Raw genomic sequence first — 13045 nt, forward strand, 5'->3', positions numbered from 1 at the left:
GGCCGGCGCACGTCAGCCGTCGAGGTGGAGCTCCCGGCTCGGCCGGCCGTCGGCGGCGAGGTCGATCGTGACGGTCCCGGTGTCGGTGTCGACCTGGATCCGGTCCGGGCCCGACCAGCGGACGGCGCGGTCGTACGGGTCGTGGGGGCCCTGGGCGAGGACCAGCCACCGGCGGGTGGTCAGCCCGGTCCCCTCGTCGACGTAGTACGCCGTGGTGGAGTCGAGCGCCCAGCCCGTCTCCTCCTGCACGATCTTCCGGTCGGTGCGGCCCGGCGCCTCCTGGGTGCCCTTCACGACCGTGGAGGTCGCGAGGAAGAGCCAGAGCATCATCGTCCCGGCCGCCAGCAGTGTGACGGCGGTGGTGAGCAGGATCCGCAGCCACATCCACCAAGGAACGTTGAGCACCGCGACGAACAGGGCCGGGATCGCCAGGGTCCAGAGCAGCAACGGCCGGTCGAACCACTGCTGCAGCACGAGGTAGCCGCCCGAGCGGCTGTTGTAGTGCCCGGTCACGCCCAGGAGCAGCAGGACGGCCAGGACGGCGAACGCGGCCCGGAACGCCCAGCGCTCGAAAGCCGTCCACTCGATGCTGCGTCTGCCCGTAGGCCGGGCGGGCCGGCCGTCCGTCTGCCCCCGTGTGGTGATCATCGCGCCAGCGTAGTGATCTGATGATCCGAATTTGTCACAGCAGTTCGATGATCCGGCTGCTGGCCGCACGGGCCGCGCTGTACGCTGCCGGGCATGTGCGCTGCCGTCAGGATGCACCCCGACGAACCGGACATCACCACAGCCCTGGTGCGGCGGCTGCTCTCCGCCCAGTTCCCGCAGTGGGCCGGCCTGCCCATCCGCCCGGTCGTCTCCGCCGGGACGGACAACGCGATGTTCCGGCTCGGCCCGGACCTCGCCGTCCGCCTCCCCCGGGTCGGCTGGGCCGCCGACGGCGTCGGCCGCGAACAGTACTGGCTGCCGCGGCTCGCCCCGCACCTGCCGCAGCCGATCCCCGCGCCGATAGCCCTCGGCCGGCCCGCCGCCGGCTACCCGTGGGAGTGGTCGGTGGTCCGCTGGCTCGACGGCGTGAACCCGGCCGTCGGCGCCCTCGCCGCACCGCTCCGACTCGCCCGCGACCTGGCCGCGTTCATCACCGGCCTGAGATCCGCCGACCCGGCCGGCGGACCGCCCGCGGCCCGCGGGGTCCCGCTCGCCGCCCGTGACGGCGCGACCCGCGCGGCGCTCGCCCGGCTCACCGGCACGATCGACACCGCGAGCGCGACGGCCCTGTGGGACAAGGCCCTGCGCCTGCCCGACCACACCGGCCCGGCCACCTGGATGCACGGCGACCTCTCCCCCGGCAACCTCCTGCTCGCCCCCGCCGGAGGGCTCGGCGCGGTCATCGACTTCGGCCTGATGGGCGTCGGCGACCCGACCGTCGACGTCATCGCCGCGTGGACCGTCCTGCCCGCCCAGGCCCGCGGCACCTTCCGCACCGCCCTCGGCGCCGACGACGCCATGTGGGCCCGCGCCCGCGCCTGGGCCCTGTCCATCGCCCTCATCGCGATCCCGTACTACCGGCACACCAACCCCACCCTGACCGCCGCCGCCCGCCACGTCGTCCGCGAGGTCCTCGCCGACCGCACCGCCTGATCCGGCCCCTCCACGCGGTAGCGGTTCTGTCGCTCCTACTGCCCGCACAGGACGCCGTTGCCATGGCGTGCTGCCGCCAACCCGCTTTACGGAAAGCGGAGTTGGCGCCTGCCTGCCGTAGGGGGGAGCGCACCGTGGCGCTGTTCAGGGACGTCATCCAGGTCAGAGTCGGCAAGCGCGTGCTGTGGGTGGACGCGGACGCCTACCCCCTGCACAACATCGCCGGCGCCCGGCGGATCGAGACCCGGCGCCAGCGGTGGAAGTCGAGTCCGCGCGCCGGATCCTGGAGTCCCAGAGCTCCTGACACTCCAGACCGGGTCAGAAACCTTCCCCGGTCAAGCTTGGCTGCTAGCCTGGTTGGCATGAGCGAGCGATGCGAGCGAACAGTCAAGAGGTGCGTGTTCCGCGAAGCGACCGCCGAGCGCAGCGAGGTGGGCGCATGAGCGGACTGCGGGAGCTGAAGAAGGAACGGACGCGGCGGGCGATCTCGGAGGCGGCGATCGCACTGTTCCTGGAGCACGGGTTCGACCGGGTGTCGGTGGCCGACGTGGCCGCGGCGGCCGAGGTGTCGAAGCCGACGCTGTTCAGCTACTTCCCGTCCAAGGAGGACCTGGTCGTCCACCGCTTCGCCGACCACCAGGACCAGGCCGCCGACGTGGTCCGCGGCCGGGCTCCGGGCGAGACGGCGATCGGTGCGCTGCACCGGGACTTCGTGGCCGGGCTGGACCGGCGCGACCCGATCACCGGACTCAACGACCACCCCGCCGTGCTGGCGTTCAACCGGCTCGTCCGCTCGACCCCGGGCCTGGTGGCCCGCGGCGCCCAGTACCTCGCGCGGGCCGAGGAGTCCCTGGCCGAGGCCCTGCGCGAGGACTCGGACGCCACCCCGCCCCGCGTGCTCTCGGCCCGGCTCCTGGCCGCCCAGCTCACCGCGACCCGGCGCGTCCTCGCCGAGCACAACCACCACCGCATCGCCGTGGACGGCCAGAGCGCCGACGAGCTCCACTTCGAGGCCGTCGGCGACGCCGACCGCGCCTTCGAACTCCTGGAACACGGCTGGGCCCGGGCCGCCGGCCCCGGGCGCCCGACCCGCTAACCGCCCGCCCGCATGGCCTCCGGCAGCGGGCGGGCGTGCAGCACGTCGAGGCGGGAGACGGCCCGGGTGAGCGCCACGTAGAGGCGGTGCAGGCCGCGCGGTTCGGCGTCGACGATCGCGGCGGGCTCCAGGACGATCACGTGGTCGTACTCGAGTCCCTTGGCCAGCGAGGCCGGCAGTACGGTGAGCCGGGCCGCCCCGCCGACCCCGTCCGCGGTCGCCGCCGGCAGCCCGGCCGCCGCCAGCGCCTCCGCCGTCCGTGCCACTGCGGCATCCGCCGCGATCACTGCCACCGAGCCCTCGCGACCGAGCGCCTCGCGGACGATGTCGGCCACTTCCTCTTCCACGTCACCCACGTGACGGACAGTCACTTCTCCACCCGCCCGCAGCGAAACCGCCGGCGGCACGTCCACGCCGAGCGCACCCAGGACCCGGTTGGCGAGTTCCATCACCGCCGCCGGAACGCGGAATCCCGTCGTCAGCGGCACCACCGCCGCCCGCGGCTTGCCGAGGTGGGCCAGCTGCTCGGGCCAACTCCGCGCCGCCCCGGGCGTGGTGGACTGCGCGAGGTCGCCGAGCACGGTGAGCGAGCCGAAGCCGCTGCGCCGGGCGATCGCCCTGCACTGCATGGGCGAGAGGTCCTGCGCCTCGTCGACGACGACGTGCCCGAACCCGTCCGGCCGCTCGATCAGGCCCGCGACCTCGTCCAGCAGGAACAGGTCCTGCACCGACCAGGCCGCACTCCGCTCCGAACGCGGCGGGCGCCGCCACCGGATCGCCGCCTGCTCGTCCGCGTCCAGCAGGCCCGCCGCGGCCGCCGCCAACACCACCGGATCGCCGAGCAGTTCGGCCACCACGAGCTCCGGGCGGACGGCCGGCCACGCCGCGTCCAGGAACTCCTTCACCGGACGACAGCGCCCGATCCGCGCCTCCCACGTCCCGCTGCGGACGCCCGTGCGCCGCTCGGCCCGGTCCCGCAGCGCCGCCACCACCCGGGTGCGCAGGTGCTCGCGCCCGATCGCGTACGGCACGCCCTGCCCGCGCACCTCCGCGACCATCGATTCCAGCGCCTCCCCCGGGATCCGCCAGCGGTACGAGCCCTCCGTGACGACCACCGGCTCGGCGCCCGCCGCCCGGACCCTGGCGTACAGGGCGCGCTCCAGGACGGCGGCCATCCGGGCGTCCTGCTTGACGGCCGCGGCGCGCGAGTCGTCCTCGCCGCGCACCGGGTGGGTGGCGACCAGGTCCTCCGCGGTGCACTGGGCGACGTCGATCTCGCCGAGCGCGGGCAGGACTTCGGCGATGTAGCGCAGGAACGCCCGGTTGGGCCCGATCACCAGCAGGCCCGAGCGCCGGATGCGCTGCGGGTGGGTGTAGAGCAGGTACGCGGCGCGGTGCAGGCCGACGGCGGTCTTGCCGCTGCCGGGCGCACCCTGCACGCACACCGACTCGGCCAGCCCGCCGCGCACCAGTGCGTCCTGCTCGGGCTGGATGGTTGCGACGATGTCCCGCATCGGCCCGGTCCGGGGGCGCTCGATCTCCGCGGCCAGGATGCCGCCGGGGGCATCGGCGGGCGGCCCGCCGAGCCGCTCGTCCTCCAGGCCGGTCAGGTCCTCCGGCGCCCCGGGGCTCGTCGGCGCCCAGCCGAACCGGCGGCGCCCGGCCAGGCCGAGCGGGTCGTGCGGGCCGGCCTGGTAGAAGACCCGGGAGACCGGGGCCCGCCAGTCGACCACCAGGGGCGGCACGGTCGGGTCCTCGGAGATCCGGCGGCGGCCCACGTAGTAGCGCTGCCGCCGGTGCTCACCGGCCTCGGGGGTGTCGCCGAAGTCCAGCCGGCCGAAGAACGCCAGGCTGTCCGGCAGGTCCGCCATCCGCCGGGCCCGGGTGCGCAGGTAGCGGCCGAGCGCTTCGGCGCTCGCGCCGTCGCCGGACACGTCCTCGCCCGCGATCACCTGGTACCCGGCGTCGTCCACCTGCCGCGCGAGCGCCTCCCGGCACCGGGCGACGTGGGCCCGCTCCCGCGCCAGCTCGCCGTCGATTCCCGCCACCATGCCGCGACCTCCCGACCGTCGTTCCCGCACACTGGACCACCAGCATAACTGAACTCGGTAAAGAATCTACTCGGGTAAGAATCATGCCCCGGTTGCACTGTGAGGGAATCGCGTGTCAGTGGCATGCGACAAGGTGGGTCGCATGCGGAACGAGAACGCGCACGACGAACTGCCGGTCATGACCTGGGACCGGTTCTGGGAGCTGGTCGGCACGCTGGGCGGGCCGGCCGTCCTGGAGAGGTGCGACCACCTGGAGGAGGCGTGCGAGGGCCTTGCGCAGCGGCTCGCGCTCGGGCCGGTCGAGGAGATCACCGGCTTCGGGGAGCGGCTGGCCGAGGCGCTGTACCGCTTGGACCGCGCGGAGTTCGGGCGGCTGCCGGTCCAGGACGCCGAGGCGCCGCACGACTGGCAGACCGACGACCACTTCCTCTACACCCGCGCCGCCGTGGTGACGGCCGGGCGAGAGGTCTACGAGGGAGTCTTCGGCCACCCCGAGCGGTTCGCGCCGTACACCGCGCTCCAGGCGGAGGAGCTGCTGTACGTCCACGAGGAGGCGTACGAGGCGGCCACCGGCGAGGAGTGGGACTTCCCGACCCGCTACGACTACGAGTCGTGCTCCAACGCCGAGGGCTGGCCGGACCTCCGAAGCTAGCGCCGACGCGGGCGGCCGCCACCGGCCCGGCCGCCGCTGCGCGGCTTGCGCGGGGCACCCTGCCGGGCGGCCTCCGCCGGGGCCGTGTCGGGCCAGTGGGCCGGGCGGGTCAGGCCGGTGGGGAGGCGGGTGGTCGCGTCGCCGCGGGCGGCATTGAGCTGGGCCTGGGTGAGGAAGAGGGCCTCGGTGAGGTCGGCGCCCGCCAGGTTGGCGTCGCGCAGGTCGGCGCCGATCAGGTCGGCGAGCCGCAGGTCGGCCCCGCCCAGGTCGGCGGCGACCAGCAGCGCCCCGCGGAGGTTCGCGCCGCGCAGGTCGGCGCCGCGCAGCCGGGCGCCGAAGAGGTCGGCGCCGCGGTGCTCGCGGCGGCGCGGGACGGCGGCGCGGACGTGCTCGCTCGCCCGCAGCAGCAGTTCGCTGACGCGCTGCCGGTGCGCGTTCACGTCGACGGCGAGGACCTCCTGCGGAGTGCCGCCGGCGAGCCGGTCGGTGGCCTCCAGTGCCTCCCGCAGCTCGGGGTGGACGGCGCGGGCGGCGTCGAAGCCGAGCGCCTCGCCGAGGTACGCCATGAGCTCGTGCATCTGCCGCACGACCGGGAAGACGTCGAACATCTCCCGCGCGCTCGCCGGCTCCTCCCGCCAGCTGCGCCCGCCGTACGTGACCTGCGAGACGCGCTGGCCGGCGCCGAAGCAGTCGTAGACGGTGCAGCCCTGGAAACCGGTGTCGCGCAGGCGCGCGTGGATCCCGCAGGTGAAGTCGGTCTGGAGGTTGCGGCACGGGGTGCCGGCGGCCTTGTCGACCGCGAAGTCGGCGCCCGCGGCGAACGGGAGGGCGACGCAGCAGAGCCCGAAGCAGCTGGTGCAGTCGGACCGGAGTTCGACCGGCAGCGATCCGCCGTTGCCGCCCACCTCACTGAGCTCGCTCATGCGCCCACCTCGCTGCGCTCGGCAGCCGCTTCGCGCAACACGCACCTCTCAATGGTTCGCTCGCTGCGCTCGCTCACGTGTCGTCGTCCTTCCGGCCTGGGCGCACCGAATCGTTCCGGTGCGTCGAACCCGCCAAGCCTACTGCGCCCCTGGCCTCACCCCTCCCCCCAGGCGTAAGGTATGCAGCATACATTCACCTATTACCAACGGGGGTACACCGATGCGGAACCAGGACCCGGACACCACGGAACTCGTCCGCCGCTGGATCTCCGGCTGGGTCGTCTCCCGGGGCGCCGCCGAACCCGCCCCCGCGCCGTGGGGCTGGAGCATCGACGTCGGGGCCCCGACCGGAGAGGTCGCGCGGCGCGTGCTGCCGCACCCCGCCGAGGACGACGTCCGCGAGATCGCCGGGGCGACGACGGCCCCGGGCACCTGGCTCAAGCTGTTCGCGGAGGACGACACCGTCCGCCCCTGGCTGGGGCCCGAGTGGCGGCTGGACGTGCCGGGCTTCCTGATGAGCCTGCCGCTCGGCGGCGCCGGGCGCCCCGCGCCGCCGGCCGGCTACACCGTCACCACGTGGATCCGCGGCGGCGTCGTCCGCACACTGGTCCGCACCTCGGCCGGCCACCTCGCCGCCCGGGGGCAGGCGGGCCTGGCGGGCCCGGTCGCCGTGCCGGACCAGATCGTCACGTCCCCCGACCACCGCCGCCGGGGCCTCGGCAGCGTCGTGATGGGCACGCTCCAGCACGCCGCCCGCGAGGCCGGTGCCGAACAGGCCGTCCTGGTCGGCACCACCGACGGCCGCGCGCTGTACTCGGCGCTCGGCTGGACGGTCCACTCCCCGATGGCGAGCCTCGTCCTGGAGCCGGAGGCACGGGATGGCGGCGCGCAGCGGTAGGGCAGCGGTCAGCAGTAGGGCGGCACTCAGCGGTAGGGCAGCAGCTCCGGCCGCTTCGGCGGGCGGCCGTCGCCGGAGGAGCGGCCGGTGAGGCGGCGGCCGATCCACGGGCCGAGGTGGGAGCCGATCCAGCGGGCGTCGGCGCCGAGCTTCTCGGCACGGCCGCGCGGGGCGGCGGGCGGCAGCGGGGCGCGCCAGTCGAAGCCGGCGGGGCGGCCGAGCGCCTCCAGGACGGCGGCGGCGACCCGGCGGTGCCCCTCGGGCGAGAGGTGCAGGCGGTCCTCGGCCCAGAGCCGGCGGTCGTCGAAGCAGGGCGCGGAGAAGAGGTCGACCACGGCGATGCCGTCGTCCTGGCCGAGCTCGTGCACGAAGGCCTTCATCCGCAGGATCGCGGGCAGCAGCCGGGCGCCGCCGGCCATCCTGCGGCTGGGGTCGGTGCTGGTGAACATGACGACGGTGGCGCCGCCGGCCCGCAGCCCGGCGGCGCAGCGGCCGAGCAGCCGCTCGACCTCGGCGATGTCGCAGCCGGGGCGCAGCACGTCGTTGAGGCCGCCGGCGAGGGTGACGAGGTCGGCGCCCATCCCGGCCGCGACGGCGAGCTGTTCGTCGTGGATCTGGCCGATGAGCTTGCCGCGGACGGCGAGGTTGGCGTAGCGGAAGGCGTCGGCGCCGGGCGCTTCGGCCAGTTCGTCCGCGAGCGCGGCGGCGACCCGGTCGGCCCAGCCGCGGTAGTGGCCGTCGGGCATGAGGTCGTCGCACATGCCTTCGGTGAAGGAGTCCCCGACGGCGACGTAACTGCGGTACGTGGTGGGCACGGGCGCTCTCCGCTCTCCTCCGACTGCTCCGTGGTCCGACGATCGTACGCATGGACCGGAGCGGCGCCGTCCGCCGCCCCCCGTCAGCCGGCGCCGTCCGCGACCGCGTCGACGGCCTCCGGCGCCCCCGTGACCCAGTGCTCCCGCACCGCGTCCGTCGGCCGCTGCTCGCCGAGGGCCGGCAGGCCCCACTCGCCCAACGCCTCGATGACGCGGCGCAGTTCGCGGCCGCGCCCGGTGAGCTCGTAGACCGTGGCGCTGGCGGGCGGTTCGAGCCGGCGGCGCAGCACGAGGCCCTCGCCCTCCAGTTGCTTGAGCCGGGCGGCGAGGATGTCGGTGGAGACGCCGGGCAGGTCGGCGTGCAGGTCGGTGTAGCGACGCGGGCCGCGGAGGAGTTCACGGACGATCAGGAGACTCCAGCGCTCCCCCACCGCGTCCAGGGCGCGGGCGACGGCGCAGTACTGGTCGTAGCTTCGGCGTGACATGTGGATCAGCATAGCCAAAAGGTTGGACTTTCCAAGTGCTTACTTGGTAGAACAAAGCTGCAGAGCGCGAACGGGGTGTGACCGTAACGGTCGGGAGGCCGCAGTGGAGTTTCGGCAGTCCAGCAAGCTGAATGACGTGTGTTACGAGATCCGCGGTCCGGTGGTCGACCAGGCCAACGCGCTGGAGGAGGCCGGACACAGCGTCCTGCGGCTGAACACCGGCAACCCGGCGCCGTTCGGCTTCGAGGCGCCCGAGGAGATCATCCAGGACATCATCCGCAACCTCCCGAAGGCGCACGGGTACAGCGACTCGCGCGGCATCCTGCCCGCCCGCCGCGCGGTGGTGCAGTACTACCAGCAGCGCGGGGTGCAGGGCGTCGACGTCAACGACGTCTACCTCGGCAACGGCGTCTCCGAGCTGATCCAGATGGCCGTCACGGCGCTCGTCGACGACGGCGACGAGGTGCTCGTCCCGATGCCGGACTACCCGCTGTGGACGGCCGTGGTGCGGCTGGCCGGCGGCAAGGCCGTCCACTACCTGTGCGACGAGGGGGCCGACTGGTACCCGAGCCTGGAGGACATCGCCGCCAAGATCACCGCCCGCACCAAGGCCATCGTGGTCATCAACCCCAACAACCCGACCGGCGCGGTGTACCCGAAGGAGCTCCTGGAGGGCATCCTCGACCTCGCCCGGCGCCACCAGCTGATGGTCCTGGCCGACGAGATCTACGACAAGATCCTCTACGACGACACCGAGCACCACTGCCTGGCCGCGCTCGCCGACGACGTCCTCACCCTGACGTTCAACGGCCTGTCCAAGGCCTACCGGGTGGCCGGCTTCCGCAGCGGCTGGCTGGTCGTCTCCGGGCCCAAGCAGCACGCCACGGACTACCTGGAGGGCCTGACGATGCTCTCCGGCATGCGGCTGTGCCCCAACGTGCCCGCGCAGTTCGCCGTCCAGGCCGCGCTCGGCGGCCACCAGTCCATCAACGACCTCGTGCTGCCCGGCGGCCGGCTCACCGAGCAGCGGGACGTCGCGTTCAAGGCGCTCAACGAGATCCCGGGCGTCAGCTGCGTCAAGCCCAAGGGCGCGCTGTACGCGTTCGCCCGGCTGGACCCGGCGGTGCACAAGATCGTCGACGACGAGCAGTTCGTGCTGGACCTGCTGCTCCGCGAGAAGATCCACGTCGTCCAGGGCACCGGCTTCAACTGGCCCCGCCCGGACCACTTCCGCTTCGTCACCCTCCCCCGGGCCGACGACCTGGAGACGGCGATCAACCGCATCGGGCGCTTCCTGGCGACGTACCGGCAGGTCTGAGCGCACACCCCGGCACGTCGGAACGCATACCCTGGCACGTCATGACCGTCCTGCGCTCCGTCGCCCTGTTCGCCCTCGCCGCGCTCGCCGAGATCGGCGGCTGCTGGCTCGTGTGGCAGAGCGTCCGGGAGCAACGGCCGTGGTGGCTGGCGGGCGTGGGCGTCGTGGCGCTCGGCGCGTACGGGTTCGTCGCCGCGCTCCAGCCGGACGGCACCTTCGGCCGCGTCCTGGCCGCGTACGGCGGGGTGTTCGTGGCCGGCTCCCTGCTGTGGGGCGTGGCCGTGGACGGCTTCCGGCCGACCCGTTACGACGTGATCGGCGCTCTGGTCTGCCTCGCCGGGGTCGGCGTGATCATGTACGGGCCCCGGCGCTGACGCACCGGTGCCCCGGTGTCGGTCCTCGACACCGGGGCACCGTCACGACCGCACGGGACTACCAGCCCCAGCCGCCGCCCTCGCCGTCGTCGTCGCGGCCGGAGTCCCAGCCCTCGCCGACCTTGCGCAGGATCGTGTAGTTGTCGATCTGCGTGCCGTTCTCGGCCAGCGCGGTGACCTTCATGACCGACTTCTGGCCCAGGTGGGCCGGGGTCACGTCGACCTTGATGAAGGAGTAGCCGGTGTAGCGCACCCGCGACCACTGGATGGTCTCGGGGGTCTTCACCCGCCCCTTGCTCCAGTAGTAGCTCTGGACCTCGTCCTGGTGGTTCTCGTGGCCCTCGTAGGTGTCCGGGGTCGCGAAGTTGTACAGGCTGCGCCCGGCGGCACCGGCGGTCACGTAGACCACGCCGTCCTTCTCGGGCTCGATGGTGGCGCCGCTCGGCACCTGCTTGGAGACCTTGTTGCCCAGGATGGCGTCGGTGCGCTCGTAGATGTGGTTGTGGCCGTTGATGACCAGGTCCACCCGGTACTTCTCGAACAGCGGCACCCAGGCCTCGCGGACGCCGCCCTCGGAGGCGTGCGCGACCGTGGTGGAGAAGGCGCAGTGGTGGAAGAAGACCACAATGAAGTCGACGGTCTCGTCGCCGCGCAGGTCCTTGAGGGTGCGCTCCAGCCACCGGGTCTGCTTGCCCGCGGAGAGGCCGAGGTTGGCCGGGATCTCGTAGGAGACGTCGTTGGCGTCCAGGGAGATGACGCCGACGTTCTTGTAGCGGAAGGTGTAGACGCCGGGGACGTTGCGCGGGTCCGGCCCGTTGTCCGGCAGGAAGAAGCGGGTGTTCTCGCCGCCGTAGCCGTTGGGCGAGTACCAGGCCTCGATGTCGTGGTTGCCGTAGGCGACCATCCACGGGATGTCGGCGGCGACCGTCTCGGTCTGGACCAGGAAGGCGTCCCAGGTCTTCGCGTTGTAGACGGCCTTGTCCGGGTCGGTGCCGGAGCCGGCCGGGTCGGCGTAGCAGATGTCGCCGGCGTGCAGGTGGAAGGCCGGCTTCTGGGCCTTGATGATGTTGTCGTTGCCCGCCGCGTGCGCGCTGACGCCCTGGTCGCCGAACGCGGTGAAGGTGAACGGCTCGTACACCCTGCCCCAGCGGTGGTCGCGGGAGGGCGCGGTGCGGAAGGTGTGCAGCGTGGAGATCTGCTGCTGCGAGGCCGGGTCGAAGCCCTGGTGGCCGACGCCGTAGTAGTACGTGGTGTCCGGCTCCAGGTCCTCCAGCGCCACGTGCAGGTAGTACTGGTCCACCGGCTGGCCGGTCGGGGTCAGCGCCGGGGTGTGCAGGGCACGGACCTCGGCCTCGACCTTGTGGCCGAGGTCCCACGGGTGCTTGCCGAAGCGCAGGAACGGCTTCTTGACCGGCACCGGCACCTGCCACGAGATGCGGAACTGGGTGTCCGGCTCGGCGCCGAACTGGAGGTGACGGCCGGTCGGCGCGACCACCGCACCGTCGATCCCGTCCGCCGTGCCGCCCGTCAGCAGCTGCGGGGTGGCCGGCGCCGCGAAGGCGGTGCCGCTGCCCAGGGCACCGCCCACCGCGACCGCACCGACCGTGACGGCACCGGCGCGGAGCATCCGGCGACGGGAGAAGCGGGCCCGCAGGTACTCGTGCTGCTCGGCCATGCTCATGCGGTCGGCGAGCTTGGCCGGTACGCCCATGTGAGGGATATCCATGCGCGGGACTCTTCCAGCGGCGCGTGGCCCGTGCACGGACGCGCGGTGAACGGACAGGTGCGCGAACACCACTCGGACGCCAATACCCGGTCAAGTCCAGGTAAAGATCATGTCCACGACCATTCCGACACCGGATCATGGCCTCCCCGTGGTGGCGGACATGACCGGCCGTCGGACGTCGGGCCTCAGCCGGACGGCTCGTCCCAGCTCGTGGTGGCGCGGTTGCCCGTGCCGTCGCAGGTGCGGCAGATCTCGTCGCGGTAGGCGTGCTTGGCGCCGGTCGCGTCCACCCGGTAGCGGACGTACACCCCGGTGCCGTCGCACAGGAAGCAGTTGCCGCCCCCGCCGCCGACCTCCGTCGTCCCGGTGCCCTGGCAGGTGCGGCAGTTGAGGCCGGCGGTGCGGCCGGTGCCCGCGCAGATGCGGCAGACCGTGGTCATCGTCTTCCTCCCTGGGCGGATCCGCTCGGAGCCACCGGTCATGCTAGTCGGGCCAGTTGACCCCGCGTGAGACTTGTGTACGCATGACCGGGGCGACCCCGTCACGACGGGGGCCTCACTCCGGCAGGCCCTCGCGGATCCGGCGCGAGACCGCGACCTCCTGCAGGTCGAGCAGGCCCGGCGGATCGGCCAGGCCGGGGCCGCCCGCGTGCACCCACGCGGCGATCTCGTCGATCATGTCGTCGGCCAGCACCCAGCCCAGCCAGACCGGCCGGCCCCCGGCCGCGCGCCCCTCGCCGGAGGGGCCCACCACGACCACGTTCGAATGCGTGCAGGCGTCCAGGCACTTGACCGCCCGCACCCGGCCCGCCGACCCGACCGCCGCCCGCAGCCGCTCGTACTGCCCGGCGTGGTCCACACCCGGGTGCTTCTGCTCGGTGCCGCAGCAGCACCCGCGGCAGACCGTGACGGTCACCGGGGAGGCGGCGGCACGCGGGCGGTCGCGGTCTCGGCGGCTCATGGGTTCGGCTTCTCCTCTGGTCGGCGGCCCGTTCGGCCTCCGCAGCGTACCCGCACGGTTCCGGCCCACCGGCGGGTGCCGTCCGCCCGCGGGCGGTCCGTAGGAT

At 73.4% G+C, this 13045-nt stretch carries 13 protein-coding genes and 1 pseudogene; 6 read left to right on the top strand and 8 right to left on the bottom strand.

Annotation, left to right across the window (positions count from 1 at the left end):
* Window positions 1–12 precede the first annotated feature (12 nt).
* Window positions 13–648, bottom strand: coding sequence for a hypothetical protein (locus ACFXDE_RS33445; RefSeq protein ID WP_380498274.1), 636 nt, complete (start codon window positions 646–648; stop codon window positions 13–15).
* A 93-nt stretch (window positions 649–741) separates the two neighbouring features.
* Between ACFXDE_RS33445 and ACFXDE_RS33450 the strand changes: the two genes are divergently transcribed.
* Together ACFXDE_RS33450 and ACFXDE_RS33455 are read left to right on the top strand one after the other, a co-directional pair.
* Window positions 742–1641, top strand: a complete 900-nt coding sequence (locus tag ACFXDE_RS33450) for an aminoglycoside phosphotransferase family protein (RefSeq protein ID WP_380498275.1) — start codon at window positions 742–744, stop codon at window positions 1639–1641.
* A 439-nt stretch (window positions 1642–2080) separates the two neighbouring features.
* Window positions 2081–2737, top strand: a complete 657-nt coding sequence (locus ACFXDE_RS33455) for a TetR/AcrR family transcriptional regulator (RefSeq protein WP_380498276.1) — start codon at window positions 2081–2083, stop codon at window positions 2735–2737.
* Here ACFXDE_RS33455 and ACFXDE_RS33460 read toward each other — a convergent pair.
* The gene (locus ACFXDE_RS33460) at window positions 2734–4788 is read right to left on the bottom strand and encodes a HelD family protein (protein WP_380498277.1); all 2055 of its coding nucleotides are present in this window, start codon (window positions 4786–4788) and stop codon (window positions 2734–2736) included. The genes ACFXDE_RS33455 and ACFXDE_RS33460 overlap by 4 nt on opposite strands.
* Before the next feature lie 142 nt (window positions 4789–4930).
* Between ACFXDE_RS33460 and ACFXDE_RS33465 the strand changes: the two genes are divergently transcribed.
* Window positions 4931–5440, top strand: a complete 510-nt coding sequence (locus tag ACFXDE_RS33465) for a DUF4240 domain-containing protein (protein ID WP_380498278.1) — start codon at window positions 4931–4933, stop codon at window positions 5438–5440.
* On the opposite strand, the gene ACFXDE_RS33470 is transcribed toward ACFXDE_RS33465, so the two are convergent.
* A complete protein-coding gene (locus tag ACFXDE_RS33470) occupies window positions 5437–6363 on the bottom strand; it encodes a pentapeptide repeat-containing protein (protein ID WP_380498279.1) in 927 nt (308 codons plus the stop codon). The genes ACFXDE_RS33465 and ACFXDE_RS33470 overlap by 4 nt on opposite strands.
* Window positions 6364–6583: 220 nt before the next feature.
* Between ACFXDE_RS33470 and ACFXDE_RS33475 the strand changes: the two genes are divergently transcribed.
* A complete protein-coding gene (locus ACFXDE_RS33475; protein WP_380498280.1) occupies window positions 6584–7261 on the top strand; it encodes a GNAT family N-acetyltransferase in 678 nt (225 codons plus the stop codon).
* A 26-nt stretch (window positions 7262–7287) separates the two neighbouring features.
* On the opposite strand, the gene ACFXDE_RS33480 is transcribed toward ACFXDE_RS33475, so the two are convergent.
* On the bottom strand, window positions 7288–8076 hold the full coding sequence (locus ACFXDE_RS33480; RefSeq protein WP_380498281.1) for an SGNH/GDSL hydrolase family protein: 789 nt from the start codon (window positions 8074–8076) through the stop codon (window positions 7288–7290).
* A gap of 134 nt (window positions 8077–8210) precedes the next feature.
* Window positions 8211–8561 (bottom strand): annotated as a pseudogene (locus tag ACFXDE_RS33485) (winged helix-turn-helix transcriptional regulator); the annotation flags it as partial.
* 103 nt (window positions 8562–8664) lie between these two features.
* Between ACFXDE_RS33485 and ACFXDE_RS33490 the strand changes: the two are divergent.
* The gene (locus ACFXDE_RS33490; RefSeq protein ID WP_380443487.1) at window positions 8665–9879 is read left to right on the top strand and encodes a pyridoxal phosphate-dependent aminotransferase; all 1215 of its coding nucleotides are present in this window, start codon (window positions 8665–8667) and stop codon (window positions 9877–9879) included.
* 41 nt (window positions 9880–9920) lie between these two features.
* Window positions 9921–10253: a YnfA family protein gene (locus ACFXDE_RS33495; RefSeq protein WP_380498282.1), complete on the top strand. Its 333-nt coding sequence runs from the start codon at window positions 9921–9923 to the stop codon at window positions 10251–10253.
* Window positions 10254–10311: 58 nt separating this feature from the next.
* Here ACFXDE_RS33495 and ACFXDE_RS33500 read toward each other — a convergent pair whose 3' ends face one another.
* The 3 genes from ACFXDE_RS33500 to ACFXDE_RS33510 all read right to left on the bottom strand — a co-directional run bounded on the left by ACFXDE_RS33500 (window position 10312) and on the right by ACFXDE_RS33510 (window position 12939).
* The gene (locus ACFXDE_RS33500; protein ID WP_380498283.1) at window positions 10312–11979 is read right to left on the bottom strand and encodes a fibronectin type III domain-containing protein; all 1668 of its coding nucleotides are present in this window, start codon (window positions 11977–11979) and stop codon (window positions 10312–10314) included.
* A 185-nt stretch (window positions 11980–12164) separates the two neighbouring features.
* Window positions 12165–12419, bottom strand: a complete 255-nt coding sequence (locus ACFXDE_RS33505; protein WP_380443493.1) for a hypothetical protein — start codon at window positions 12417–12419, stop codon at window positions 12165–12167.
* Window positions 12420–12534: 115 nt separating this feature from the next.
* Window positions 12535–12939, bottom strand: coding sequence for a (2Fe-2S) ferredoxin domain-containing protein (locus ACFXDE_RS33510; RefSeq protein WP_359968283.1), 405 nt, complete (start codon window positions 12937–12939; stop codon window positions 12535–12537).
* Window positions 12940–13045 lie beyond the last annotated feature (106 nt).

This window comes from Kitasatospora sp. NPDC059408, assembly GCF_042751525.1.
Taxonomy (GTDB): Bacteria; Actinomycetota; Actinomycetes; order Streptomycetales; family Streptomycetaceae; genus Kitasatospora.

What these genes read in the sequence shown, in the direction of transcription:
- ACFXDE_RS33500 (WP_380498283.1), bottom strand. Translation starts at nt 11,979, where the DNA reads ATGGATATCCCTCACATGGGCGTACCGGCCAAGCTCGCCGACCGCATG.
- ACFXDE_RS33465 (WP_380498278.1), top strand. Translation starts at nt 4,931, where the DNA reads ATGCGGAACGAGAACGCGCACGACGAACTGCCGGTCATGACCTGGGAC.
- ACFXDE_RS33475 (WP_380498280.1), top strand. Translation starts at nt 6,584, where the DNA reads ATGCGGAACCAGGACCCGGACACCACGGAACTCGTCCGCCGCTGGATC.
- ACFXDE_RS33510 (WP_359968283.1), bottom strand. Translation starts at nt 12,939, where the DNA reads ATGAGCCGCCGAGACCGCGACCGCCCGCGTGCCGCCGCCTCCCCGGTG.
- ACFXDE_RS33470 (WP_380498279.1), bottom strand. Translation starts at nt 6,363, where the DNA reads ATGAGCGAGCTCAGTGAGGTGGGCGGCAACGGCGGATCGCTGCCGGTC.
- ACFXDE_RS33455 (WP_380498276.1), top strand. Translation starts at nt 2,081, where the DNA reads ATGAGCGGACTGCGGGAGCTGAAGAAGGAACGGACGCGGCGGGCGATC.
- ACFXDE_RS33495 (WP_380498282.1), top strand. Translation starts at nt 9,921, where the DNA reads ATGACCGTCCTGCGCTCCGTCGCCCTGTTCGCCCTCGCCGCGCTCGCC.
- ACFXDE_RS33450 (WP_380498275.1), top strand. Translation starts at nt 742, where the DNA reads ATGTGCGCTGCCGTCAGGATGCACCCCGACGAACCGGACATCACCACA.
- ACFXDE_RS33445 (WP_380498274.1), bottom strand. Translation starts at nt 648, where the DNA reads ATGATCACCACACGGGGGCAGACGGACGGCCGGCCCGCCCGGCCTACG.
- ACFXDE_RS33505 (WP_380443493.1), bottom strand. Translation starts at nt 12,419, where the DNA reads ATGACCACGGTCTGCCGCATCTGCGCGGGCACCGGCCGCACCGCCGGC.
- ACFXDE_RS33460 (WP_380498277.1), bottom strand. Translation starts at nt 4,788, where the DNA reads ATGGTGGCGGGAATCGACGGCGAGCTGGCGCGGGAGCGGGCCCACGTC.